The organism is Nonomuraea cavernae, from assembly GCF_040655715.1.
Lineage (GTDB): Bacteria > Actinomycetota > Actinomycetes > Streptosporangiales > Streptosporangiaceae > Nonomuraea > Nonomuraea cavernae_A.
The window spans coordinates 501,100-526,856 of sequence record NZ_JBFAKL010000001.1 but is presented as its reverse complement, the minus strand read 5'-3'; the positions used below and the strand labels follow the sequence as shown (position 1 = coordinate 526,856).

Sequence of the window (25,757 nt, the reverse complement as noted above, 5' to 3'; positions counted from 1 at the left end):
ATTGACCAGCCGGTTGCTCCAGCGGAGTCTCGGCTCCCCCGACTACGACGGGATCCGGCAGGCGCTGCGTGACGACACCTCCACGCCCGTGATCAGCGTGCGCGGGCTGGAGGTGCGGGTCGCGGTGCTGCCGCTGTTCACCCACGACGGCCGCCAGGCGGTCCGGGTGTCGAGCACCCAGCCGCTGACCCACGTGCTGGTCGGCGTCGACAGCGCCACCGGCACCGACGTGACGCTGCTGGTGCCCGAGGTGAGCGCGCCCCGCGTGCTCACGCTGGAGTCGCGCGACGACGCCGGGCTCGTCGGGTCCGCCCAGGTCACGATCACCCTGCAGCGCAAGTGGAGTGTGTTCGTCGTCCACCACTCCCACCTCGACATCGGCTACACCGACCCGCAGGGCACGGTGCTGCGCCACCACCTCGACTACCTCGACGCGGCGCTCCGGCTGGCCGAGGAGACCGCCTCCTGGCCCGACGACGCGAAGTTCCGCTGGACCGTCGAGTCGTCCATGCCCGCGCTGAAGTGGCTCGCCGCCCGGCCCGCCGAGCAGGTCGACGCGTTCGCCGCGCTGGCCCGCGAGGGCGTCATCGAGGTCACCGCGCTGCCGTTCCAACTGCACACCGAGGCCTGCTCGACCGAGGAGCTCTACCGTCAGCTCCGCTTCACCTCACAGCTCCAGCACAGGTACGGCTTCGCCACCCGGTCGGCCATGCACACCGACGTGCCCGGCGCGGTCGTCGGCCTGATCGACGCGCTGAACGCCGCCGGGGTGCGCTACCTGGCCGCGGCCCACAACTGGGCCGGGAGGTCCGTGCCCTACCTGCACGGAGGCGACAAGCTGACCAGGCCGTTCCGGTGGCGGGCGCCGAGCGGCAACGAGGTGCTGGTCTGGTTCACCGACACGCCGCACGGCATGGCGTACATGGAGGGCAACACGGTCGGGCTGACCGACTCCTACGAGCTGGCCGACGACCTGCTGCCGCGTTACCTGTCGGCGCTGGCCTCGCGGGGTTACCCGTACGGGCCGGGGACGTTCGGCTGGCAGGGGCCCGACGCGCCGCGCGAGCCGTACGAGCTGGATGTGCTGCACCTGCGGGTGCAGGGGGCGCACGCCGACAACGCCGGCCCGTCGATCGTGCCCGCGTCGATCGCCCGCAGGTGGAACGAGCAGTGGGCCTTCCCCCGGCTGCGCTCGGCCGTCAACAGCGACTTCTTCGAGCACGTCGAGGAGCACCACCTCGACCGGCTGGCCGTGCACGAGGGCGACTGGACCGACTGGTGGGCCGACGGGCTCGGCTCGGGCGCGCGCCCGCTCGGTTACGTGCGGCGGGCGCAGTCGGCGCTGCGGGCCGCCGAGACGCTGCACACGCTGGCCGGCGCCGACGCCACCGAGCAGATCGACGAGGCGTACGACAAGGTGGCGCTGTTCAACGAGCACACCTGGGGCGCCGCGAACCCGTGGGAGGACGCCGAGGAGGCGGGTGACTCGGGCGGGCTGCAGTGGACGCGCAAGTCGTCGGGGGCCTACGACGCCCAGGACGACGCGGCCGATCTGCTGCACGCGGCCACCCGCCGGTTCGCCGCCGCGCTCTCGGGCGAGAGTCCGGGCCCGCTGGCGTCGTTCGCGGTGTTCAATCCCGGCACGCGGGCCAGGACCGACGTGGTCAGGGCGTTTCTGCCGCGCGACGTGGTGCCGGTCGACGTGCCGATCGCGCTGGTCGACGCGCGCACCGGGGAGCGGGTCGCGCACCACGAGGAGTACGTCGACCCGGTGGACTGGCCGACCAGGCCGATCGGGCGCCACCTGCGGGCGGTCGTGCCGGACATTCCGGGCTACGGCTATGCCCGGATCGACGTCGTCCCGGGCGAGAGCCAGGCTCCCGAGCCGGTCGAGCTCGACCTCGGCGGCGTGATCGAGAACGAGTTCTACCGGGTCGTCTACGACGTCCGCGAAGGCTACATCAGCTCGATCTTCGACAAGACCGCCGGCCGCGAGCTGGTCAACGGCGACGCGGCGGCCGGGTTCGGCCAGTACGTCTACGACCGATACGCCACCGCCCCGCACTTCAACCACCTGTCGGGGCACGTCGGGGCGCACGACCGGACCCTGCTCGGCGACCGGGCCATCGGCCGCAACGCCACGATCGTCAAGGCCCAGCGCACCGCCGTGGGGGAGAAGCTGGTCGTCGAGCTGCAGGGCAAGGGCATCGACTGGCTGCGCACCACGGTCGAGCTGCACCACGGCGTCGCCCGGCTCGACCTGACCTACCAGCTCGCCAAGCAGGGCACCCCGGCCAAGGAGGCGGTCTTCCTCGCCTTCCCGTTCGCCTCCGGGCCGGCGACCGCGTGGGAGCTGACCGGCGGCGTCGGCGGCCCCGACGTGCCCCAGGTGCCGGGCTCGGCCGCGTACATGCTGCCGATCAGGCACTGGATCGCCTTCGACGACTCCGAGCTGACCATCGCCTGGGCCACGCTGGAGGCGCCGCTGGTGCAGCTCGGCACCATCCACATGCCGTACGCGCCGTTCCCGCCGACCCTCGACAAGGAGGACGGCACGGTCTATTCGTGGGCGCTCAACAACATCTGGGACACGAACTTCCCGGCGCAGCAGCAGGGCGAGACGACGTTCCGTTACGCGGTCATGTCGGCGGCGGGCGTCGAGGGCAGGCGCCTGGGCGCGCTGGCGGCCTCCGGGCTGACCGAGCCGTTCGTCGGCGCGCTGCTGGAGGGCCCGGCCGAGGCCGCCGCCCGCACCTACGTCTCCGTCGACCACCCCGACGTGCTGGTCACCTCGATCGGCCGGGCGGGCGCGGAGCGGGTGATCCGGCTGCAGTCGCTGGCCGCCGAGCCGGTCGAGGTCACGGTCGGCCTGCCCGGCCTGCTGCGCGCACGGGTGAGCGCCGGGCTGGCGCGCGGGCTGGAGCCCGCCGAGGTCACCGGCGAATCGGTCAAGGTACGGCTGCCCGCCTGCGGGGTGGCCGCCGTCTGGGGGACGTGCGAGTGAAGATCGTTGACATCCGGGCCACGACGGTCACCGTCCCGCTGGAGGCGCCGCTGCGGCACAGCAACGGCGCCCACTGGGGGCGGTTCGTCCGGACCATCGTGGAGGTCGAGGCCGACAACGGGCTGATCGGCCTGGGTGAGATGGGCGGGGGCGGAGAGAGCGCCGAGGCGGCGTTCCGCGCGCTCCTGCCGTACCTGAAGGGGCACGACCCGTTCCAGCTGGAGGCCCTTCGGTTCAAGATCGCCAACCCGACCGCCTCGCTCTACAACAACCGCACCCAGCTGCTCGCGGCCATCGAGTTCGGCTGCCTCGACCTGGTCGGGCAGCAGCTCGGGGTGTCCGTCTCCGACCTGCTGGGCGGCCGGATCCGCGACGAGGTGCCGTTCGCCTCCTATCTGTTCTTCCGCTACGCGGCCGAGGGCCACGCCGAGATCCGCACCCCCGAGCAGCTGGTCGAGCACGCGCGGGCGCTGAGGGCGGCGCACGGGTTCAGCGTGCACAAGCTCAAGGGCGGCGTGTTCCCGCCCGGCCACGAGCTGGAGTGCTACCGGGCGCTGGCCGAGGAGTTCCCCGAGGACCGGCTCAGGTACGACCCCAACGCCGTGCTGTCGCTGCCCGAGGCGCTGAGGTTCGGCAAGGCCATCGAAGGGCTCAACAACGACTACCTGGAGGATCCCGTCTGGGGGCTCGAAGGGCTCAGGAGCGTGCGCGAGCAGGTCCGGGTGCCGCTGGCGACCAACACCGTCGTCGTCAACTTCGAGCAGCTCGCCTCCAACGTGCTGCGCCGCGCCGCCGACGTGGTGCTGCTCGACACCACGTTCTGGGGCGGCATCCGGCCGTGCCTGAAGGCGGCCGGGGTGTGCGAGACGTTCCAGCTCGGGGTGGCCGTGCACTCCTCGGGCGAGCTGGGCATCCAGCTCGCGACCATGCTGCACCTCGGCGCGGTGCTGCCCAACCTCACGTACGCGGCCGACGCCCACTACCACCAGCTCCGCGACGACGTGATCGAGGGAGGCAAGGTGGCCTACTCCGGCGGCGCGATCGCGGTGCCGACCGGGCCGGGGCTGGGGGTGCGGCTGGATCGCGAGCGGGTCGCGCGCTACGCCGAGCTCTACCGGGAGCTGGGCGGCTACCCGTACGACCGCGATCCCGGGCGGCCGGGCTGGTACGCCCAGGTGCCTAACGAACGCTTCGCAGACCCCACCGTCTCCGGAAATATCACCCTCTGATCGGGCGGGCGGAACCCTTACCTGACCTGGCATGTCATAACGGGACGCGCTCTCATCGGCACGCTAGGTTACGGGTCGAGAAAGGCTCCGCCGATCTAGGAGACACCCATGAAGCCGATCATCCGGGCCGCCGCCGTCGTGGGCGCGGCCCTGTCGCTCACCCTGGTCCTCCCCGCCGTCGCCTTCGCCGGCCCCAGGGGCACCTGCTCCTCCGGCCGGGTGTGCCTGTACAAGGCGCCCGACTTCAACAACGGCTTCAGCGACCTGTGGGCCGACTTCGGCGGTGACGACACCGACCTGCGCGACAACCGGTGGCGTTTCGGCGACCACGCCATCGCGTTCTGGTCCCGGGTGGACAACGAGACCAGCTCCCTCAGGAACGACAGCCTCTGCCGTGTCACCCTGTGGCAAAACCGCTTCTTCACCGGCGCGCACAGCACGTTCGAGCCCGGCGCAGCCGACGGCTACCTGCCGAACAACGCCGTCGGCGACAACAGCGCGAGCTCCCTCGACATCTCTTGCGGGTGAGGCCCGGTGCCGGCGCCCGGCCGGCGGGGACGGGGCGGCGGCTCGCGCTGGCCCTGGTCGCCCTGGCCGGGCTGCCGTCCTGCTCCGCCGCCCCTGCTCCGAGGGCGGCCGAGCCCGTGGTCCAGGTCACCGGCATGGCCGACCTGGTGCTGCCGTTCGACGCCTACAAGCCGACGGCCGGGCACCGCGCCCTGCTCGCCGACGCCCACGCCGGCCTGCTCGCCCAGTGCATGCGCCGCCACGGGTTCACCGTGTCGCCGCCGCCGGCCGACGCGACCAAGATCGCGCGGACCGATCCCGGCAACAGCCGCCGCTACGGGGTCGCCGACCCGGAGCACGCCCGGCGCTACGGCTACCACCTCGCTCCGTCCGACCCGGCCGGTCCGGCGTGGCACGACAAGCTGTCCCCGGCCGCCCGCCACCGCCTGTACGACTCGTCCGGACGTCCAGGCTGCATGAGCGAGGCCTCGGCGATGATCGCCGGGGGAGCGCCCAAGGCCGACTGGCGCTGGCTGGCGCTGCAGGACTCGCGCAGCCTCGACGAGGCGGCCACCCAGCCCGCCGTCACCGAGGCCACCGAACGCTGGAGGGCCTGCATGGAGCGCGCCGGCCTGCGCTATCCGACGCCGGAGGCGGCCGTCGCCGACCGCCGCTGGCGGCTGGAGAAGGCCGCGATCACGGCCGGGGAGAAGCGCACCGCGTCGGCCGACACCGCCTGCAAGTGGTCGTCGGGCCTGGTGGCGGCCTGGTTCGCGGCGGACGCCGCCCTCCAACGGGTCGTCATCGCCGCCGAGCCCGAGCGGTTCGCCATGCTGCGCGCCAACCTTCGGCACCGCCTCTCACGCGCCTCCGCCGTAACCGACCGCTGAAGCCTCGCGTCAGCGCCGACAGACCGCTGAGACCGGTGCCGGCGCGGACGGGCCGCTGAGACCGGTGTCGGCGCGGACGGGCCGCTGAGGCCCGCGTCGCTCATTCGGGCAGCGCCGCCGGGTTGCGCGCCAGCAGCCCGCCGTCCACCCGGTGCTCCGTGCCGGTGATGAACGACGAGCGCGGCCCCGCGAGGAACGCGACCAGCTCCGCCACCTCCTCCGGCCTCGCCACCCGGCCCAGCGGATGGGCCCGGCCCCACTGCGCCACCTGCTCGTCCTGCGACAGCTCGCCCCGCCACAGGTCGGCCGCCCAGCGCAGCATCGGTGTGTCCACCGAGCCCGGGCAGACCACGTTCACCCGGATTCCGTCGGGCGCGTGGTCGAGCGCCATCGCCCTGGTCAGCCCGTTGAGCGCGGCCTTGCTCGCGGTGTAGGCCGCCACCCGCGTCTGCGAGGAGAACGCCTGCACCGACGACATCAGCACGATCGACCCGCCGCCGCGCGCCCTGATCCGGGGGATGGCCGCCTGGCAGGTGAGGTAGACGCCCTTGAGGTTGATGTCGAGGACCTCGTCCCAGACGTCCTCCGGGGTGTCGACGACCGTGCCGTACCGCTGCACGCCCGCGCACGTCACGACGATGTCCAGCCCGCCGTAGCGGGTCACGGCCAGGTCGGCCAGGTCGCGCATGTCGCCCGCCCGCCGTACGTCCGCGACCACGCCGGTCACGTGCTCGCCGTCGAACTCCGCGTCCTTGTCGGCGCCGCAGAACACCACCGACGCCCCGCCCTCGGCCAGCCGGTCGACCACCGCCCGCCCGATGCCCATCGAGCCGCCCGTGACCAGCGCCACCTTCCCGCCGAACTCGCTCATGCCAGAACCTCCGCCCGCAACCTCGACACCTTGCTCTCGTAGGGGGCCAGGGTGAGCGCCGTGCCGTTGGCCACGGCCGCGGCCAGCCCGTCGGTCGGCATGCTGGAGAACGGCTCCAGCCCCAGGGTGTAGGCCCGCCCCCACCAGGGATAGCCGGTCGTCGCGCCGAACTCCTGCCACATCCACAGATAGGGCAGCAGCGCCGCGTCCCACTCCACGCGCAGGCCGACGCCGGCCGAGATCTCGTACCAGCCCTCGGTGAACCCGGTCAGGTAGACGATGTCGCTCGGCGCCCCCGGTGCCCCGACCACGCTCAGGTCCGTCTCTCCGCCGCCCTCGGCGGGCACCACCGGCCACGTCCACGGGCCACCGGCCCGGACCACCCGCCCGGCCGGGTTGATCGCGCTCTCGTGCGGCACCACGGTGACGCCGGGCGGCAGCCGGATCCGGGCGCCCGGCCGCAGGAACGGCCGGCCGTACACGATGTGCTGGCCCCACATCGCGTGCACCTCGACGCCCGACTCATTGGTCGCGCGCCCCTCGATCTCCAGCGCGGCCGTGCCCGACCGCACCCGCAACGTCCTCTCCACCAGGTACGGGAGCCGCCTGGTCCGCACGCTGAGCCGGACCGCGACCTCCTGCTCGGAGTCGGCCACGACCTCGGCCTCCCATGGCAGCCCCGCGACCTCGCCGTGCTGGGCCAGCCGCGCGCCCCGATACTCGCTCGGGGCGCCGCCGTTGGGGAAGACCTCCTGCCAGCCGCCCTCGTAGTGGTCGACGAACTGGGCGACGTCGTCGGACGCGCCCTGGAGGTGGCCGGCCGGGTCGCGCAGGCCCTGCGGGGAGAGCCAGACGAAGTCGGTGTCGCTGGGCTTGTGCAGGAACTCCACCACGTCGCCGCCCTTGCCCGGCACGACGGTCACGCGGAGCCGCTCGTTCTCGAGCACGACCGCCCGCAGCCCGTCGATCACGACGTGCCGCAGGCGGGCGCCCCAGTTGCGTCTCACCCGAACGTCACGTCGATGAACCGGGGCCGGTAGATCGACACGTCGCGGTAGTGGTCGGTGTTGACGAAGCTGTTGACGTTGTAGGACACGACCAGCCCCTTACCCGCCACGCCGGGATGCGCGTGGGCGTTGTACGTGAAGATGTTCCCGCCCGTCTCGGGGGTGGTGTAGACGTGCTGCTTGCCGGTGAACGGCCCGAACGGCGAGCAGGAGGAGTAGGCCACGATGTTCGGGCTGAGCACCTCGGTCGTGTCGTGCGTGATCAGCACGTACCCGTCGCCGACGCGGCTCACGCTGTATTCGTTGGCCACGCCGCTCATCACGCGAGCCGAGTCGGCCTCGTTCGGCGACCAGGTGCCGTCGGCCTTGAGAAACTCCCACCGGCCGAGCAGGCTCTGCCCCTTGACCCGGGCGATGTGCATGTACTTCGGCGACCCGTGGTCCTCCACCCCGTACACGTAGGTGTGGCCGCCGACCTTGAGGATCCCGGACGCCCACGCCACGCCGTGCCCCGAGGGCAGGTCGTGCACGCTGATCGGCCGGCTGAGGCGCCCCGGCGCGAACCTGGCCACCACGTTCCGGTGCCAGCGCCAGTCCCAGGCGCCGCTGCCGAACCGCTCGTACTCCTGGTAGGTCACCTCGACGATGCCCCCGGCCAGGGTGGCGTCGCCGGCCCAGTACCAGTGGTTCTGGTCGCGGGGCGGCATCACCGCGGTCGGCCGCTCGGCGGTGCCGTCGTGGATGGTCGACAGCCGGCCGCCGCGCTCGACGGCGAAGGAGTTGTTCAGGAAGACGGTCGTGCCGCCCTCCTCGACCACCGGCGGTCTGGAGCCGTCGGCGTTGACCTGGCCCAGGAACGTGTCGGAGAACACCCACAGCTCACGCCCGTTCGGCAGCCGGAGCGAGTAGGTGCCGTCGGCTCCGGTCCAGTCGTCCAGGTGGCTGTTGTCGTTGCCGTAGGTGGTGAACAGGCTGGTCAGCCTGGGGTCGATGGTCGCGCCTCGCACCGTGGGGGCGCACGAGGACGCCTCCGTGGCCTGCTGGGCGACGGCCACGGAGGGCACCGGCTTGGGCGGGGCGGCGAACGCCTGCTGCGGCACCGAGGTCAGGCCGAGCAGCGTGGCGGCGGCTAACGGGATGAGGGCTGACCGGAATCGCGACATCACACGTCCTTGGGGGGAGGATGGCTGCCTACAGTTCTAGTCATTAGATCACTTACTGTCCACCCCTCCAGTGAGCCCCACGAAACAAGCGGTGCCGTCCTGCCCTCCGGGCGCCCGCCCCAGCTCGCCGACAGCCCATACGAACACTTACCCGGTAACCGTTCGTATGGCTCTGAGGTGTGAACGCCTATGACCGGTAGGGAACCGGACGAATGGGCGCGGCCTGGCGGGTGTCGCCCAGTGGGCTGGCGAGTGCTCGCTCGAAACCCGTGAGCGCGCTGATGAGATCAGGCACCTCAAACGCACGGTTACGCTTGCCGATCGTCGTCTGCTTGAGCACGTTCGCGGTCACGAGCTGGTTGACGGCGTCGTTGGCCCGCTGGGCGGATCGACCGATCAGGTCGGCGGCAGTGGCCACCGTCAGAACCGGAGCCGAGGGAAGCACTCTCAAGAGCAGATCAACGGATGATCCGGCCCGAACCCTGCCCAGCTTCTTCCGCCATCCCCTTTCGAGCGCATCAAGCTCTGTGCCGAATCGATCTGTGTCGATACTGGCGCGGGCGGTGTCCGCGACGAATCGATCGATGCAGACGCCCATTCCCTCCTGCGCCTGGGCGGAGTCAGGGGCACCTTCGTAGCGGTAGGCCGTGAGGGCTCCGATGTAGGCATCGGCGTGCGATGCCAGGATCAGGCTGATCGGCGGGACGAATTTGGGTGTCACTCCTCGTCGCCGGAGGATCAGGTGAATGAGTGCCCGCCCGGTACGACCGTTGCCGTCCACGAAAGGATGGATCGTTTCGAACTGCGCGTGCGCGAGAGTCGCCTGGACCAGGGCGGGATGATCGTCTCCTGATATGTACGCGCACAAGTCTTCAAGGAGAGCTTGCACCCTTTCCGGTGGAGGAGGCACGAACTCGGCCGTGCATGGCGACATCCCAGTCCCGCCGACCCAGTTCTGGTCGGTTCTGATCAGTCCGCCGAAACGTTCGTCTCGGGTCCCTTCGAGAAGCCTTCGATGGAGTGCGAGCACATCGTCCACACGCACCGTCGGTGCGTCCGCGAGATCGAGAGCCGATTCCATGGCTCGAACGTTTCCGAGAACCGCGTACGCCGTGTCGTCTCGTGCCTCTAGACCGGTTCGTGACGCTACGTCGGCCTTGGCCAGGCGGCGCACGTTGATCTGCAACCCTTCGATGAAAGAACTGGCCACGGCTTCGGCTCGCAGGAGAAGCCTGGCCAGGGCTTCCAGGCTGACCAGAGCTTGCGGGGAGGCGTTCAGGTCGGCGAGCCGTCGCTCCACGTCGTTCACGTCCGCCACGCGTTGCGCAGAGAGGGTCAGGGGGCGGCTCGCCAAAGGATCGGGGACGTAGGCTCGGTACGGGCAGGGCTGCCGCTCCGCCCGCGTCGCGCCGTTCGGGGTGCCTGTCCATGACATGGAGACGTACTCCGCCACAAGCGTTCCTCTTCCTCATTCATACGAACACTTATAAGTTAACCGTTCGTATGACTCTGCGGTATGAACACTTAGCCAGCCGTGGATGGAGATGAGCTGCCCGCATCCTCTATGAGTCCGTCCTGATCTGATCCGCCAGCGGTGAGTCGGCTCTCCTCGGCCGCCTGAGACGCGTGTCCGGGGTCGTGGCACGGAATATTGGCGTGCCCGCCGTGGCCACCGGCAGGTACTCTCCGCCGGGGAGACATGGAGGATCTGTCGTGGGACACGTCGAAGTAGGACATCTGACCTACGTGCTGCCTGACGGGCGGCCGTTGCTCAACGACGTGTCGTTCAGGGTCGGTGAGGGGGTCAAGGCCGCGCTGGTCGGGCCCAACGGCGCGGGCAAGACCACGCTGATGCGGCTCATCGCGGGCGACCTGCAGCCGGTCGAGGGAAGCGTGGCCGGCTCCGGCGGGCTGGGCGTGATGCGCCAGTTCATCGGCAGCGTGCGCGACGGCAGCACGGTGCACGACCTGCTGCTCGGCGTCGCCCCTCCGTCCGTGCGGCGGGCGGCCGAGCGGCTGGAGCAGGCCGAGTTGGTGATGATGGAGCGCGACGACGAGAAGGCGCAGATGCGCTACGCGCAGGCGATCACCGACTACACCGACGCCGGTGGCTACGACATCGAGGTGCTCTGGGACACGTGCACGGTGGCCGCTCTCGGGGTGCCGTACGACAACGTGAAATATCGAGAAGTGTCCACCTTGTCGGGAGGCGAGCAGAAAAGGGTGGTCCTGGAGGCGCTGCTGCGCGGCCCCGACCAGACCCTGCTGCTCGACGAGCCCGACAACTATCTCGACGTGCCGGGCAAGGAGTGGCTGGAGCAGCAGCTCCGCGAGACGTCCAAGACCGTCCTGCTGGTCAGCCACGACCGCCAGCTCCTGGCCAACGCCGTCGACCGCATCGTCACCGTCGAGTCGGGCAACATCTGGATCCACGGCGACGGCTTCGCCACCTACGCCGAGGCCCGCAGGGCCCGCAACGAGCGGCTCGACGAACTGCGCAGGCGGTGGGACGAGGAGCACGCCAAGATCAAGACCCTGGTCAACATGCTCAAGAACAAGGCCCGCTACAACGACGGCATGGCCGCCCCCTACCACGCGGCCCAGACGCGGCTGCGCAGGTTCGAGGAGGCGGGCCCGCCCGAGGTGGCCCCCAGCGACCAGAACATCAGCATGCGCCTCCAGGGCGGCCGCACCGGCAAGCGCGCGGTCATCTGTGAGCAGCTGGAGCTCACCGGCCTCATGCGGCCGTTCGATCTGGAGATCTGGTACGGCGAGCGGGTCGCGGTGCTCGGCTCCAACGGCTCGGGCAAGTCCCACTTCCTGCGACTGCTCGCGGGTGAGCCGGTCGGCCACTCCGGCGTGGCCAGGCTGGGCGCACGCGTGGTGCCCGGCCACTTCGCGCAGACGCACGCCCGGCCCGACCTGCTGCGCCGCACGCCGGTCGAGATCGTGATGTCCGAGCACGCCAAGGACAAGAGCCAGGCCATGAAGGCGCTGGCCCGCTACGAGCTGGCGGGGCTGATCGCCGAGCAGCGGTTCGACACGCTCTCCGGCGGCCAGCAGGCGCGGCTGCAGATCCTGCTGCTGGAGCTGTCGGGCGCCACACTGCTGCTGCTCGACGAGCCGACCGACAACCTCGACCTGGCCAGCGCCGAGGCGCTCCAGGTGGGGCTCGACGCCTTCGACGGCACGGTGGTGGCGGTCACCCACGACCGCTGGTTCGCCGCCGACTTCGACCGTTTCCTGGTGTTCGGCTCCGACGGCACGGTCTACGAGGCGCCACAGCCGGTCTGGGACGAGGCCAGGGTCGTCCGTCCGCGTTAAGAGCCTCCGCGTCAAGAGCCTTCGCGTTAAGGAGCTTCCGCGTTAAGGAGCTTCCGCATTGAGAAGCTTCCGCGTCAAAGAGCCTCCGGGTTAAAGAGTTGGTACGGCTGGCGCGTGTCCTCTGCCATCCGCACCCATCGAGGGGCTATCACGGCAAAGTGATCCCGCGTAGCCGAATCGTCAGCCTCCTCGCACTCGGGGCGATCTGCCTCGCCGCGTGCTCGACGGAGAAACCGCCAGAGCCCCAGCTCAAGCCGCTCACGCTCAAGGAACAGGTGTCGAACGTCGTCAAGTCATCCGACGGCTACACCGTGAACTGGGCCGGAGTCCTAGCCAACGCCAACCCGTGGCACTTCGGCGAGCATGTCGTGGCCACGGTCGTCGGGCGTGACGCCGCCGGCGCCGAGGTCGTCAAGATGGAGCAACCGCTCGACGCGGTGCCGCCGGGCGGTTCGCTGGCCTTCACCGGCCAGACGTCCGCGACGCAGAAGCCGGTCAAGGTGACGATCGGCTACCGCCCCGCCCAGTGGCGGCCCGCGGCCCGCATCGCCTCGGCGTTCAAGCAGTTCCCCGTCACGCGGGTGCAGACCCTGCCGCAGAAGAACGGGTCGTACCTCGTCACCGGATACATCGCGAACCCGTACCAACTGCCCGCGAGCACGCTGGTGGTGAACGCGCTGCTGCGTGACAAGGCGGGCAGGTTGCTCGGGGGAGGCAGCACGTTCGCCGACGACGTGAAGGCGGGCCGCCCGCCGCGCTTCATCCTGACCATCGAAGGGCTGCCCAAGGGGGCCAAGGTGGCCAGGACCGATGTGACGGCCCGCACCTGGGGGTCGACCGCGCGGCCGTACGAGGACCTCGCGCTGGGCGGCGCGGTGCCGCTGCACACGATCAAGCCGACGACCCCGCCGTTCGCCGTGGACCGGGGAAGCCAGATCGTGACCGGCAAGCAGTGAGACCCGCGCCCGTTCCCCGGGCGCGGCTCGCCCTATGGTGAATCTCAATCAAATAAGGTTATAAATCGGGTAGGCAGTGAAATTCCGTACTGTGTGGTGGGCAAAAGAGTTGTTTTTCTCGGTCGTCCCGAGAGTGATCGCTGCTATTCATGGTGAAAGGGTAGAACTACTAGTTACCGATCCATTACCTTCGGTGACATGAATGACCGCGTCCTGGTCGAGGCACTCCGCGCCGACGACCCGGGTGCCCTCGCGGCGCTCTACGACTCGCACGCCGAGGGCATCTACAGATACTGCTGGTCCCTTCTCCGCAACTCCGATGGCGCCCAGGTGGCACTCCGCGACACGTTGATCGCGGCAGAGGCGCACGCCGATTCCCTGGCCGATCCCGACCGTCTCCGGCCGTGGCTCTACGCGCTGGCCCGGAGCGAATGCCTGCGCCGCCGCCGGGCGGCGGGCCCCGGCGAGAGCCCGCCCGGCGGCACCGAGGCGCCGCCCGTCGAGCCCGCCGACGCCGATCTGCGGGTCATGGCGTGGAACGCGACCCAGAGCCTGGTCCCGGCCCACCGTGAGGTGCTCGAGCTGTCGGCCAGGCACGAGATGCCGATCGCCGACGTCGCGGCGATCCTCGGGGTGGCGCCGCGCCAGGTCGAGGATCGCCGTGATGAGGCCCGCGAGCGGCTCCGTGACGCGATCACCGCGGAGGTTCTGGCCCGCAAGAGCTCCTACGACTGCCCGGCCAGGGCGGGCATTCTGGCCGGGTTCAACGGCGAGCTGACCCGGGAGTTGCGCGACCGGCTGGTCAGGCACGTGCCGCACTGCGCCGCCTGCTCACCCCACCGCACCCGCCACGTGTCCGAGGCCAAGGTCTTCGAGCTGCTGCCGGTGGTCACGCTGCCCGAGACGCTCCGGGTCAGGGTGATGAGCTGCTTCGTCGACCCCGGCCTGGTGCCCTACCGGCGCTACGTGGCCAGGCGGTCGGGAGCGCTGGACGGCGCCGGATTTCCCATCCCCGGTGGCAGGCCGGCTCGACGATGGCCTCAGGCGGTGGCGGGCGCGATGGCGGCGGTCGCGACCGTGGTGGCGATAGCGATGCTCCTCAACGCCTTCGGCAAGCAGGAGAGTGGCGGGTCCGGCATCGGCACGGTCGCGTTGCCGGTGATCGGTGACTCGCCCGGCATCAGGCTCCCGTGGCTGCCCGCCCCTCAGGACTCCCCGGTCAACGTTCAGCCCATCCTCGACACCCGGGACACCGTCCCGGTGGGGGCGACGGGCTCGGCCTCGCCGAGCGGCCCGGCCGCCACGCCCGGCGCGCACCTGACGACGGCCCCTCCGGGCGCCTCGCCTCGCGCCACACCCCCGACCCACCGGCCCACCGGCACCCCCAAGCCGCAACCCACGGGCCACCCCACCGACCCGGTCGGCCCGGTGGGCCCGGTCGGTCCGACCGGTCCCAAGGAGCCGCCGCGCCAGCCGCCCCGCGACCACCAGAGCCACACGCCCACGCCCTGCCCCCCCACCCCGAAACCCGGTCCGATCCGCCCACGTCCGGACAGACCGCGACACCCTCACACACCGACCGCCACACCGGCCGTCACCCCGGCTCCGACCTTCACACCGACCGAAACCCCTGCGCCCACGGCCACTCCGACCTGAGGCCGGACCAGCGTTGATTACGTTGCGTAAGAGTCGTGTGTGCAAAGAGTGACTGGTGGGAATGGTGTGCATAGACCACATCCGAGGGGGATCTATGCACACCGTCAGGGCTGGACTCGTCGCCTGCCTGGCCCTCCTGTTGTGCACACCGGCCCACGCCGACCCCCGGCCGTCGCCACACGACATCGCTGAGGCGCGGCACGCCGTACGCGACCGGAAGAAGGACCTGGGCGCGGCGAGCGCGGCGCTCGCCACGGCCGAAGCCCGGCTCCATGACCTGGCCTCCGGGGCCGAGCGCCTGGTCGAGGCCTACAACGGCGAGCTCGTCCGGCTCCGGCAGGCCCGCGAGACGCTGGGCCTGGCGCGGGCCAGGCTGAGCGCGGCCGAGACCGAGGTGGCGCTGGCGCGCGACGCGGTGGCCCTGATGGCGGCGCAGAGCTACGGCGGGCTCAACGTGAGCAGCTCGGCCATCCTCCTGATCAGCGACACCGGCGACCAGGACGGTTACCTGCACCGGGCCAGCACCCTCGAACAACTCAGCGGCGAACGCGCCTACATCCTCAGCCGCCTGCGCGACGCGCAGGAGGTCTCGGCCATCCTGCGCGCCCAGGCGGCCAACGCCTACACCGAGCACCAAGCCGCCACCGAGCGCGCCGAACAGGCGCAGGCCGCCGCCGCGCGGGCCGTGGCCGGGCAGCGGTCCGAGACCAAGGACCTGCGGGCCGAGCGCGCCCACCTGCGGCGGCGAGTGGAGGCGGCACGCAGCCGGGCCGAGCGGCTGGCCAGGCGGCGGCTGGCGGCGTTGCAGCAGGTCGGCTACAGCGCCGCGCTGCGCGGGTCGGGCTCGCTGATGGGCGACGTGGCGGCCAACTGGGCGCTGACCCAGCTCGGCAAGCCGTACGTGTGGGCCGCCGACGGACCGTCGAGCTATGACTGCTCCGGCCTGACCATGCGGGCCTGGGAGCAGGTCGGGGTGCGGATCGACCACTGGACGGGCACCCAGTGGACGTCCGGTCCGCACATCCCGCTCGATCAGCTACGCCGTGGCGACCTGCTGTTCTTCGGCTATGTCTCCAGCGACCCCGGCACGATCCACCACGTGGGCATGTACGTGGGCGGCGGGATGATGGTGCACGCCCCGCAGACCGGCGACGTGGTGCGGGTCGCCTCGATGTGGCGCCCCGACCTCGTGGGCGCCACCCGGCCCGTGGGATGATCAGTGGGCGTGATCGGTGTCCTTGGCCCGCTGGAACGAACGCTGGATCTCGACCTCGGCCTCCATGCGGCCCACCCAGTTGGCGCCCTCGACGGACTTGCCGGGCTCCAGGTCCTTGTAGACCTCGAAGAAGTGCTGGATCTCCAGCCGGTCGAACTCCGCGACGTGGTGGATGTCGCGAATGTGCTCCATCCGGGGGTCGGTGGAGGGGACGCAGAGGACCTTGTCGTCGCCGCCCTTCTCGTCGGTCATCCGGAACATGCCGACCGCGCGGCAGGTGATGTAGCAGCCGGGGAACGTCGGCTCCTGGAGTAGCACCAGCGCGTCGAGCGGGTCGCCGTCCTCACCGAGGGTGTTCTCGATGAAGCCGTAGTCGGCGGGGTACTGCGTGGAGGTGAACAGGAGCCGGTCGAGCCTGATCTTGCCGGTCTCATGGTCCACTTCGTACTTGTTCCGTTGCCCCTTGGGAATCTCAACGACAACGTCGAACTCCACCGCGGTTCCTCCGCTCAAGCCCCCGGGTACCCCCGGATGGGCGTTAATGTCTCGTAGGCGAACACCAGAGAGAGGTCAGGCGACGTGGCGCGGCACGAGCGGTGGGTGATGTTGACCACACTCGTCCTGCTGCAGGTCGTCACCATCGTCACCGGCGTCTACGCGGTGCGCAACGATCTCAACCTGAGCACGATGACGAGCGGGCCTTCACCGACCACGCCGACAGCGTCTCCCAAGGAGTCTCCCCCCGTCTCCGTGGTCACCGCGGGCCCTGTGCTGGCCCAGCTGCCGGCGAGGGCCGGAGACGGACCTCTCCCGACCAAGGGTACTTTGACGCGACAGCTCACCGACGCGCTGGGTGACAAGGCGCTCGGTGACAGGGTCGGCGCGGTCGTCTTCGACGCGGCCACCGGCGAGCGCCTCTTCGCCGCCGATCCCGACACGGGCATCGTCCCGGCCTCGACCACGAAGGTCGTCACCTGCGCCGCGGCGCTCGCCGCGCTCGGCCCCGACGCCCGCCTGTCCACACGGGTCGTGGAGGGCGCCTCGGCCGGCTCGATCGTGCTGGTGGGCGGCGGTGACACCACGCTGGCCGGCCCGTCGGCCAAGCCCGGCTCCTACCCCAGGCAGCCCACGCTCGCCACGCTCGCCTCCCGCACCGCCAAGGCCCTCAAGGCTCGGGGCGTCACCAAGGTCACGCTCTCGTACGACACCTCCCTCTACACCGGCCCCACGCGCGCCCCCGGCTGGAAGCCGAACTACGTGCCCGACGGCGAGGTCACCCCGGTGCACGCCCTGACCATCGACGCGGGCCGGCAGCACCCCGGGCACTCCCAGCCGCGGGTGTCCGACCCACCGCGCTTCGCCGCCGCGGCCTTCGCCGGGCTCCTGCGCGGAAACGGCATCGGCGTCGCGAGCACGATGCGCCCGGCCAAGGCCGCGCAAGGGGCCGCCGAGCTGGGCAAGGTCGACTCCGCCCCGGTCTACGCCCTGGTCGAGCGCGCACTGACGTACAGCGACAACGACCTGGCCGAAACCCTCGCCAGGCAGGTCGCCATCAAGGAGGGGAAGCCCGCCTCCTTCGAGGGCGCGAGCGACGCCGTCCAGGCCGTCCTCCAGCGCCGCGGCGTCGCCAAGGGCATCCAGGTCTACGACGGCAGCGGCCTGTCCACGCGCAACCGCATCAGCGCCGACGGGATGGCCCGGCTGATCGCCCTCTCCTCCGGCCAGCCCGACCTGCGCGCGCTCGCGTCTGGTATGCCGATCGCCGGGTTCTCCGGCACCCTTGGCAACGGCCGGCGCTTCACCGGCGGCGACAGCAAGGGCCAGGTCGGCCTCGTCCGCGCCAAGACGGGCACCCTCAACAACGTCAACACGCTCGCGGGGATGGCCACGACCAAGGACGGCCGGCTGGTCACCTTCGCCTTCATGGCCGACCACGTCCCGTCCAACGCCGAACCCGTACTCGACCGGCTCGCCGCCATCGTCGCGAGGTCATAAGGCCGCCTCTTCGCGGGTTGATGGCGATCCTGCGGATCGCGGCTCAGCCGCTGTGGTCCGGTGTCTTCCCTCGTCGTTCGGTCGCTTCGCTCCCTCTCTCCTCAGTCCAGACACCGGCGCGTCTTCGCGGTACGGGCATGGAGCACGTACGGTGGACGGTATGCAGGTGATCGACTGGGATCTGGCCGTCACGACCGGCACGCGCCTGGTGCGCCCCGGTCCTCAGGTGAGCCGAGAGGAGGCCAGGCAGGCCGTCACCGAGCTCCGCACCCTGTCCCGAGAGGCCGAGGGACACGTCCGCGAGTTCACCAAAATCCACACCGAGACCGCCCCGCAGCCGGCGACGGTCGTCGACCGGCCCGGCTGGATCAAGGCCAACGTCGAGGGGTTCCGCGTCGTCCTCGAGCCGCTGACCCAGCGCATGACGAGCGCCGCCACCCCGCCGCCGGCCATCGTCACCGCCGTGGGCTCCCGCATCACCGGTGTCGAGGTGGGTGCCGTGCTGGCCTTCCTCGCCTCGCGGGTGCTGGGGCAGTACGAGCTGTTCCTGCCGCCCGACCCCACGGGCCGTGAGCCCGCGGGGCGCCTGACGCTGGTCGCGCCCAACATCGTGCACGCCGAGCGCGAGATGAACGTCAACCCGCAGGACTTCCGCCTCTGGGTGTGCCTCCACGAGGAGACCCACCGGGTGCAGTTCACCGGGGTGCCCTGGCTGCGCGAATACGTCCGCTCGCAGATGACCGAGTTCCTGCTGGCCTCCGACCTCGACCTGCCCACCGTGCTCGAACGGCTGCGCAGCGCCGCCGACACGGTGGCCGACGTGGTGCGCGGCGGCGAGGGCAACCTCATCGACGCCATCCAGTCGCCCGGCCAGAAGGAGATCCTCGACCGGCTGACGGCCGTGATGACCCTGGTGGAGGGCCACGGTGACTTCGTCATGGACGCCGTGGGGCCCAGCGTGGTGCCCTCGGTCGCGATCATCCGGTCCAAGTTCGCCCAGCGTCGCGAGGGTGGTTCCCGGCTCGACCGCACGATGCGCCGCCTGCTGGGCATCGAGCTGAAGATGAAGCAATACGCCGAGGGCTCCGCCTTTGTGCGCACGGTGGTCGACAGGGTGGGCATCGACGGGTTCAACAAGGTCTGGACCTCGCCGGAGACGCTGCCGACGACCCCGGAGATCTCCGACCCCGCCGCCTGGATCCGCCGCGTCGCCGACGCCCCGGCGCTGCCCGCCTGAGCCTCGCCGAGATCGCCGGCCCGCGATCTCGGCGACAATGGAGCCCGTGGGTCCGCAACCAGCCGTAGCCGACGTCCGGCGGGTCGTCCGCGAGTCGCTGGCCGACGTCGCCGAGGGCCGGCTCGTGCTGGCCGCCTGCAGCGGAGGTGCCGACTCCCTGGCACTGGCCGCGGCGCTCGGTTTCGTCGCCCGGCGGGCCGGGTTCAGGGCGGGCCTGCTGACCGTCGACCACGGGCTCCAGCCCGGCTCGGCCGAGCGGGCGGCGCGGGTGGCCGCGATGGCCGACCGGCTCGACCTGGAGCTCGCCGAGATCCTCACCGTCCAGGTCGGCACCGCCGGCGGGCCCGAGGCGGCCGCGCGCGACGCCAGATACGAGGCGCTGGCCGGTGCGGCCGACCGGCTCCAGGCGGCGGCCGTGCTCCTCGGCCACACGAGGGACGACCAGGCAGAGACCGTGCTGCTCGGCCTCGCCAGGGGGAGCGGCCTCAGGTCGATCTCGGGGATGGCCGCCCGGAGCGGCCGCTATCGGCGGCCGTTCCTTGAGCTCTCGCGGGCCACGACCGTCGCCGCCTGCCGCGCGCTCGGTCTCACGCCGTGGGACGACCCGCACAACGAGGACCCCCGCTACACCCGGGTGCGGGTGCGCGCCAGGATTCTGCCGGTGCTGGAGGAGGAGCTCGGTCCCGGAGTGGCCGAGGCGCTCGCCCGCACCGCCGCGATGGCGCGGGAGGACGCCGACGCCCTCGACGAGTGGGCCGCGAAGGCGTACGACGATTGCGCTCTTAGCGATATCGGCGGGTCCGTGACGCTCGCCGTGGCGGGGCTCGACGGGCTGCCCAGCGCGGTGCGCCGAAGGGTGCTGCGGCGCGCGGCGATCGCGGCGGGAGCGCCGTCCGGAGCGCTGTCGGCGACGCACGTGGTCGCCGTGGACCGGCTGATCACGCACTGGCACGGGCAGAAAGCCGTCGACCTGCCCGGAGGTCTGTCGGCCGTTCGGCGGTATGGGACCCTGATACTCGCCACCCGTCCCATCCCGTAAGGAACCACACGTGGACGCTGCCGACATGGGCAAGGAACTGGAGAAGGTCCTCATCTCAGAGGACGATCTCCAGACCAGGATCAAGGAGCTCGCCGGGCGCATCGACGCTGACTACGCGGGCAAGGACGTGTTGCTCGTGGGGGTGCTCAAAGGCGCCGTCATGGTGATGGCCGACCTGGCCAGAGCGTTGCACGTGCCCGTGCAGATGGACTGGATGGCGGTGTCGTCCTATGGGGCGGGCACCAAGTCGTCGGGCGTCGTGCGGGTGCTGAAAGACCTCGACACCGACATCATGAACCGTCATGTGCTGATCGTCGAGGACATCATCGACTCCGGATTGACCCTTCACTGGCTGCTCGAAAACCTCAAGTCGCGCAACCCCGCGTCCCTTGAGATCTGCGCCGCGCTTCGCAAACCCGATGCCCTGAAGGTGCCGATCGACGTCAAGTACGTCGGCTTCGACATTCCCAGTGAGTTCGTCATCGGATACGGCCTCGACTACGCCGAGCGCTACCGTAACTTGCCGTTCATCGGGACTCTCGCGCCCCATGTGTACAAGTCCTGATACCGCCGGCCGCCGGGAACACCGGGCACCCTGACGTACGTTGGTAGGGCAAGGCTGGTCCAGCGGGCGGTGCCGTCGCACGCTGTGCCGGTGTACCTTCTGACTCCGGAAGGGTGACCGCGTGTCCCCTTCGGGTAGTCAGAAGTCGCGGCGCCGGATGTCGCGGCCCCGGGGCGCTCCCCGGGGTTCCAGGCCATGGTCAGGAAGGGACGGGCCCGCAAGGGGGTTCCGCATCGGATGGATCTCAAGCGATTTACACGTGGGCCACTGCTGTGGATCCTGGGCATCGTCGTGCTGCTCCTGCTCGTCACCCAGCTCTGGAGCGGCGGCGGTAATTTCAAGCAGGCCGACACGTCCACGGTCCTTCAGCAAATTCGCACTGGAAACGTTAGCAACGCGAAGATTGTTGACAAGGACCAGCGCATAGAGCTGACGCTCTACAACGCGATCCCGGTCAAGCCGGGTGACACCCCGACCAAGACGATCCAGTCCGACTGGGTCTCCGGTTACGGGCCCAAGCTGACCGAGGAGCTGCAGACGCAGGTCCTGGCCGGCAAGACCAAGAGCTTCGCGACCGAGGTGCCCCAGGACAGCATCCTGGTCAGCATTCTGGTGAGCTTCCTGCCCATCGTCATCATCGTGCTCCTCTTCCTGTTCATCATGAACCAGATGCAGGGCGGCGGCTCGCGGGTGATGAGCTTCGGCAAGTCCAAGGCCAAGCTGATCACCAAGGACACCCCCAAGACCACCTTCGCCGACGTCGCGGGCGCCGACGAGGCCATCGAGGAGCTCCAGGAGATCAAGGAGTTCCTGCAGGCCCCGGCCAAGTTCCAGGCGATCGGCGCGAAGATCCCCAAGGGCGTGCTGCTGTACGGCCCGCCCGGCACCGGCAAGACCCTGCTCGCCCGCGCGGTCGCGGGTGAGGCGGGCGTGCCGTTCTACTCGATCTCCGGCTCCGACTTCGTCGAGATGTTCGTCGGCGTCGGCGCCTCCCGGGTGCGTGACCTGTTCGAGCAGGCGAAGGCCAACGCCCCGGCGATCATCTTCATCGACGAGATCGACGCCGTCGGCCGCCACCGCGGCGCCGGCCTGGGCGGCGGTCACGACGAGCGTGAGCAGACGCTCAACCAGCTGCTCGTCGAGATGGACGGCTTCGACGTCAAGGGCGGCGTGATCCTCATCGCCGCGACCAACCGGCCCGACATCCTCGACCCGGCGCTGCTGCGTCCCGGCCGGTTCGACCGTCAGGTCACCGTCGACCGTCCCGACCTCGAGGGCCGCAAGGGCATCCTCAAGGTCCACGGTCGTGGCAAGCCGTTCACGTCCGACGTCGACCTCGACGTCATCGCCCGCCGCACGCCGGGGTTCACCGGCGCCGACCTGGCCAACGTGATCAACGAGTCCGCGCTGCTGACGGCGCGGGCCGACCAGAAGCTGATCACGATGGACATCCTCGAAGAGGCGATCGACCGCGTCATGGCAGGGCCCGAGCGCAAGACCCGGGTCATGTCCAACAAGGAAAAGAAGATGATCGCCTACCACGAGGGCGGTCACGCGCTGGTGGCTCACGCGCTGCCCAACTCCGACCCGGTGCACAAGATCACGATCCTGTCCCGCGGCCGCGCCCTCGGCTACACGATGACGCTGCCGATGGAGGACAAGTTCCTGGCCACCAGGTCCGAGATGATGGACCAGCTCGCGATGCTGCTCGGCGGCCGCGCGGCGGAGGAGCTCGTCTTCCACGAGCCCACCACCGGCGCCTCCAACGACATCGAGAAGGCCACGGCCGTCGCCCGTCGCATGGTGACCGAATACGGCATGAGCGAGCAGCTCGGCGCCCGTAAGTTCGGCACCGGCAACGCCGAGGTCTTCCTGGGCCGCGAGATGGGCCACGAGCGCGACTACTCCGAGAAGATCGCCTCGACGATCGACGAGGAAGTCCGCCGGATGATCGAGTCGGCGCACGACCAGGCGTGGGACATCCTGGTCGAATACCGCGACGTGCTCGACAACCTGGTGCTCGAGCTCATGGAGAAGGAGACGCTCTCCCGCGACCAGGTGCTGCGCGTCTTCGCCCCCGTGGTGGTCAAGGAACACCGGCCGTCCTACGCGGGCTACGGCAAGCGGCTCCCGTCCGACCGGCCGCCGATCCTGACCCCCAAGGAGCAGTCGGGCAACGGCTCGCTCACCACGGGCCACCAGGACGCGCTGCCGTCCGGAGACAGTGCGTGACGTCTCAGCACGAGGTCGATCTGGGCCGGATCGAGAAGGCCGTCCGGGAGATCCTCTACGCCATCGGCGAGGATCCCGACCGTGACGGCCTCCTCGACACCCCCTCGCGGGTCGCGCGGGCCTACGCGGAGCAGTTCTCGGGCCTCGGTCAGCAGCCCGAGGACGTTCTCACCAAGGTCTTCGACGTCGACCACGACGAGATGGTGCTGGTGAAGGACATCGAGGTCTACTCGACCTGCGAGCACCACCTGGTGCCCTTCCACGGGCAGGCCCACGTCGGCTACATCCCCAACGAGAAGGGGCAGGTCACCGGCCTGTCCAAGCTCGCCAGGCTGGTCGACGTCTACGCCCGCAGGCCGCAGGTGCAGGAGCGGATGACCTCGCAGATCGCCGACGCCCTGATGCGGGTGCTGGAGCCGCGCGGGGTCATCGTCGTGGTGGAGGCCGAGCACCTGTGCATGACGATGCGCGGAGTCCGCAAGCCGGGCGCCAAGACCGTCACCTCGGCGGTCCGCGGCGACTTCCGCACCAGCGACAAGACCCGGGCCGAGGCGATGTCCCTCATCCTCCACAGCTGACGCGGCGATGCTCGGCCGGCCTCCTGATGGCCGCGTGGGATTCGTTATCCACATTGGGGGACCCATGACATCAACGGGTGTGAACAAGAGCCTAGGCTTGGCCCATGACAAGCCTGCCGACTAGCGTGCCGGGACTGGCCGCGGAGGAGCGGTGTCTCGTCATGGGCGTGGTCAACGTGACGCCTGACTCGTTCTCCGACGGCGGTGAGTGGTTCGACGAGACGGTCGCCATCCAGCACGGGCTCGACCTGGTCGCGGAGGGCGCCGACATCGTCGACGTGGGAGGCGAGTCCACCCGGCCCGGCGCGGCCAGGGTGCCGCTCGACGAGGAGCTGGCCAGGGTGGTGCCCGTGATCAGGGCGCTCAGCGCGGAGGGCGTGGCGGTCAGCGTCGACACGATGCGCGCCGAGGTGGCCAGGGCGGCCGTCGCCGTCGGGGCCAAGCTGGTCAACGACGTGAGCGGCGGTCTGGCGGATCCCGCCATGCCCCGCGTGGTCGCGGCCACCGGCGTCCCCTACGTGGTGATGCACTGGCGCGGCCACAGCCACGACATGGACAACCGGGCCGTCTACACCGACGTGGTCACCGAGGTGCGCGAGGAGCTGACCAAGCGGGTCGATCTGGTGCTCGCCGAGGGCGTCTCCGAGGACCAGATCGTGATCGACCCGGGGCTGGGCTTCGCCAAGAACGCCGCCCACAACTGGGCACTGCTGGCCGGCGCCTCCCAGCTGGCCGAGCTCGGCTACCCACTGCTGATCGGGGCCTCGCGCAAGAGGTTCCTGGGGAGGCTGCTGGCCGACGCCGACGGCAGCCCCCGCCCGTTCGGTCGCAGCGACGACGCCACCGTGGCCGTGACGGCGCTGGCCGCGCACGCCGGCGCCTGGTGCGTCAGGGTTCACCAGGTAGGTCCCAACGCCGATGCCGTGCGCGTGGCCGCCGCATGGAAGAGAGCCGGAGCCAATACATGAGCGTCGACACCGCTGCCATCGAGACGGTCAACCAGGATTTCTACACCGCGATCGAGGACGCCGACCTCGACAGGATGACCGAGATCTGGGCCGAGGACACCGGCGACGAGCAGGTCAGCTGTGTTCACCCGGGCTGGACCCTGCTGGCCGGGCGGTCCGAGGTGCTGCGCTCGTGGGCGCTCATCATGGCCAACACCACCTACATCCAGTTCGTGCTGACCGACGTCCACACGACCGTGCTGGGCGACGTGGCCGTCCTGACCTGCGTCGAGAACATTCTGACGGCCGGCGAGGAGGGTGAGTCCAGCTTCGCCGCGGGCAAGGTGGTTGCCAGCAACGTCTACATCCGGACCGCCCAGGGCTGGCGGCTGTGGATGCACCACGGCTCTCCGGTGCTCCAGGGCGACGAGGACGAGGAGGAGGAAGGCGAGCTTGAGCGCTGATCGCATCGCGCTGACGGGCCTGCGGGCCCGTGGGCGGCACGGCGTGCTGGCGGCCGAACGTGAGCTGGGGCAGGAGTTCGTGATCGACGCGACGCTGTTCCTCGACACCCGGCCCGCCGCACTGGCCGACGATCTCAGCAAGACCGTCCACTACGGAGAGCTCGCCCAAGCACTGGTCAAGGTCGTGGAGGGGGAGCCCGTCCAACTCATCGAGACGCTGGCGCAGCGCCTCGCCGACGTGTGCCTGGCCGACGAGCTGGTGCGCTCGGTCGAGGTGAGCGTGCACAAGCCGTCGGCGCCGATCCCGCTACCCTTCGACGACATCACGGTGACGATCGAGCGGAGCCGCCCATGAAGGCCGTCCTCTCTCTCGGCAGCAACCTCGGCCAGCGGTTCGACACGCTGCAGGGTGCCATCGACACGCTTTTCGACGCTCCCGGCCTGAAGTTCGTACGGGCCTCGCCGGTCTACGAGACCGATCCGGTGGGCGGTCCGGCCGGGCAGCGGCCGTTCCTCAACGCGATCGTGATCGCCGAGACCACGCTGGAGCCGCGCACGCTGCTGGAGCGGGCGCAGGGGGTCGAGAACGCGTTCGGCCGCGAGCGCCTGGAGCGCTGGGGGCCGCGCACGCTGGACATCGACCTGATCATGGTGGGTGACACGGTCTGCGACGACCCCGAGCTGACCCTGCCGCACCCGCTGGCGCACGAGCGGGCGTTCGTGCTCGCGCCCTGGGCGGATGTCGACCCCGAGGGCGAGTTGCCCGGGCGCGGCCGGATCTCGGCGCTGCTGGCCGGGCTGGCCGAGCCCGACGAGCAGGGCGTTCGGCTGCGGGCCGACCTCAACCTGCAGAGCCCCGATTGAGGCCCACCCGTCC

General features: G+C 70.5%; 23 protein-coding genes. 18 read left to right on the top strand and 5 right to left on the bottom strand.

Annotated features, from left to right (window positions below; genetic code table 11):
- Position 1: 1 nt before the first annotated feature.
- The 4 genes from AB0I38_RS02415 (at position 2) to AB0I38_RS02400 (ending at position 5,630) form a co-directional block, all read left to right on the top strand.
- A complete protein-coding gene (locus AB0I38_RS02415) occupies positions 2–3,004 on the top strand; it encodes a glycoside hydrolase family 38 C-terminal domain-containing protein (protein WP_436838706.1) in 3,003 nt (1,000 codons plus the stop codon).
- Positions 3,001–4,233, top strand: a complete 1,233-nt coding sequence (locus AB0I38_RS02410; RefSeq protein WP_358460575.1) for an enolase C-terminal domain-like protein — start codon at positions 3,001–3,003, stop codon at positions 4,231–4,233. Before AB0I38_RS02415 ends, AB0I38_RS02410 begins: the two co-directional genes overlap by 4 nt.
- 108 nt (positions 4,234–4,341) lie before the next feature.
- Positions 4,342–4,761: a peptidase inhibitor family I36 protein gene (locus AB0I38_RS02405; RefSeq protein ID WP_358460572.1), complete on the top strand. Its 420-nt coding sequence runs from the start codon at positions 4,342–4,344 to the stop codon at positions 4,759–4,761.
- Positions 4,758–5,630, top strand: a complete 873-nt coding sequence (locus AB0I38_RS02400; RefSeq protein WP_358460569.1) for a hypothetical protein — start codon at positions 4,758–4,760, stop codon at positions 5,628–5,630. Before AB0I38_RS02405 ends, AB0I38_RS02400 begins: the two co-directional genes overlap by 4 nt.
- A 100-nt stretch (positions 5,631–5,730) precedes the next feature.
- Here the strand turns inward: AB0I38_RS02400 and AB0I38_RS02395 are convergent, their stop codons facing one another.
- From AB0I38_RS02395 to AB0I38_RS02380, 4 genes are all read right to left on the bottom strand, one after another.
- Entirely contained in the window at positions 5,731–6,501 is a 771-nt protein-coding gene (locus AB0I38_RS02395; RefSeq protein WP_358460566.1) for an SDR family NAD(P)-dependent oxidoreductase, read from the bottom strand.
- A complete protein-coding gene (locus tag AB0I38_RS02390) occupies positions 6,498–7,508 on the bottom strand; it encodes a DUF4432 family protein (protein WP_358460563.1) in 1,011 nt (336 codons plus the stop codon). The genes AB0I38_RS02395 and AB0I38_RS02390 overlap by 4 nt, the downstream gene beginning before the upstream one ends.
- The gene (locus AB0I38_RS02385) at positions 7,505–8,671 is read right to left on the bottom strand and encodes a DUF4185 domain-containing protein (protein ID WP_358460560.1); all 1,167 of its coding nucleotides are present in this window, start codon (positions 8,669–8,671) and stop codon (positions 7,505–7,507) included. The genes AB0I38_RS02390 and AB0I38_RS02385 overlap by 4 nt, the downstream gene beginning before the upstream one ends.
- A gap of 187 nt (positions 8,672–8,858) precedes the next feature.
- Positions 8,859–10,124, bottom strand: coding sequence for a Fic family protein (locus AB0I38_RS02380; RefSeq protein WP_358460557.1), 1,266 nt, complete (start codon positions 10,122–10,124; stop codon positions 8,859–8,861).
- Between the two features lie 260 nt (positions 10,125–10,384).
- Between AB0I38_RS02380 and AB0I38_RS02375 the strand changes: the two genes are divergently transcribed.
- The 4 genes from AB0I38_RS02375 (at position 10,385) to AB0I38_RS02360 (ending at position 15,823) form a co-directional block, all read left to right on the top strand.
- A complete protein-coding gene (locus AB0I38_RS02375; protein WP_358460554.1) occupies positions 10,385–11,995 on the top strand; it encodes an ABC-F family ATP-binding cassette domain-containing protein in 1,611 nt (536 codons plus the stop codon).
- A gap of 158 nt (positions 11,996–12,153) precedes the next feature.
- Complete coding sequence (locus tag AB0I38_RS02370; protein ID WP_358460552.1) at positions 12,154–12,951, top strand: hypothetical protein; 798 nt, start codon at positions 12,154–12,156, stop codon at positions 12,949–12,951.
- Between the two features lie 198 nt (positions 12,952–13,149).
- Positions 13,150–14,607, top strand: a complete 1,458-nt coding sequence (locus AB0I38_RS02365; protein ID WP_358460549.1) for a hypothetical protein — start codon at positions 13,150–13,152, stop codon at positions 14,605–14,607.
- A 94-nt stretch (positions 14,608–14,701) separates the two neighbouring features.
- Positions 14,702–15,823 (top strand): C40 family peptidase, encoded by a 1,122-nt coding sequence (locus AB0I38_RS02360; RefSeq protein ID WP_358460546.1) that lies wholly within the window; start codon positions 14,702–14,704, stop codon positions 15,821–15,823.
- Here AB0I38_RS02360 and AB0I38_RS02355 read toward each other — a convergent pair whose 3' ends face one another.
- Positions 15,824–16,318: an inorganic diphosphatase gene (locus tag AB0I38_RS02355; RefSeq protein ID WP_189122210.1), complete on the bottom strand. Its 495-nt coding sequence runs from the start codon at positions 16,316–16,318 to the stop codon at positions 15,824–15,826. It abuts the gene before it with no gap.
- A gap of 108 nt (positions 16,319–16,426) precedes the next feature.
- Here AB0I38_RS02355 and dacB point away from each other — a divergent pair, with 108 nt between their 5' ends.
- The 10 genes from dacB (at position 16,427) to folK (ending at position 25,744) form a co-directional block, all read left to right on the top strand.
- Positions 16,427–17,818: a D-alanyl-D-alanine carboxypeptidase/D-alanyl-D-alanine endopeptidase gene (gene dacB / locus AB0I38_RS02350; protein WP_358460796.1), complete on the top strand. Its 1,392-nt coding sequence runs from the start codon at positions 16,427–16,429 to the stop codon at positions 17,816–17,818.
- Between the two features lie 160 nt (positions 17,819–17,978).
- Positions 17,979–19,055: a zinc-dependent metalloprotease gene (locus AB0I38_RS02345; RefSeq protein WP_358460793.1), complete on the top strand. Its 1,077-nt coding sequence runs from the start codon at positions 17,979–17,981 to the stop codon at positions 19,053–19,055.
- A gap of 37 nt (positions 19,056–19,092) precedes the next feature.
- Positions 19,093–20,094, top strand: a complete 1,002-nt coding sequence (tilS, locus tag AB0I38_RS02340) for a tRNA lysidine(34) synthetase TilS (protein ID WP_358460543.1) — start codon at positions 19,093–19,095, stop codon at positions 20,092–20,094.
- Positions 20,095–20,119: 25 nt separating this feature from the next.
- A complete protein-coding gene (gene hpt / locus AB0I38_RS02335; protein WP_436838707.1) occupies positions 20,120–20,659 on the top strand; it encodes a hypoxanthine phosphoribosyltransferase in 540 nt (179 codons plus the stop codon).
- A gap of 237 nt (positions 20,660–20,896) precedes the next feature.
- Positions 20,897–22,891, top strand: a complete 1,995-nt coding sequence (gene ftsH / locus AB0I38_RS02330; protein ID WP_358460537.1) for an ATP-dependent zinc metalloprotease FtsH — start codon at positions 20,897–20,899, stop codon at positions 22,889–22,891.
- Positions 22,888–23,469: a GTP cyclohydrolase I FolE gene (gene folE / locus AB0I38_RS02325; protein ID WP_358460534.1), complete on the top strand. Its 582-nt coding sequence runs from the start codon at positions 22,888–22,890 to the stop codon at positions 23,467–23,469. Before ftsH ends, folE begins: the two co-directional genes overlap by 4 nt.
- Before the next feature lie 104 nt (positions 23,470–23,573).
- Complete coding sequence (folP, locus tag AB0I38_RS02320; RefSeq protein WP_436838705.1) at positions 23,574–24,437, top strand: dihydropteroate synthase; 864 nt, start codon at positions 23,574–23,576, stop codon at positions 24,435–24,437.
- Complete coding sequence (locus AB0I38_RS02315; protein ID WP_189122206.1) at positions 24,434–24,880, top strand: nuclear transport factor 2 family protein; 447 nt, start codon at positions 24,434–24,436, stop codon at positions 24,878–24,880. The genes folP and AB0I38_RS02315 overlap by 4 nt, the downstream gene beginning before the upstream one ends.
- A complete protein-coding gene (gene folB / locus AB0I38_RS02310) occupies positions 24,870–25,235 on the top strand; it encodes a dihydroneopterin aldolase (protein ID WP_358460531.1) in 366 nt (121 codons plus the stop codon). The genes AB0I38_RS02315 and folB overlap by 11 nt, the downstream gene beginning before the upstream one ends.
- A complete protein-coding gene (gene folK / locus AB0I38_RS02305) occupies positions 25,232–25,744 on the top strand; it encodes a 2-amino-4-hydroxy-6-hydroxymethyldihydropteridine diphosphokinase (protein WP_358460528.1) in 513 nt (170 codons plus the stop codon). Before folB ends, folK begins: the two co-directional genes overlap by 4 nt.
- Positions 25,745–25,757 lie beyond the last annotated feature (13 nt).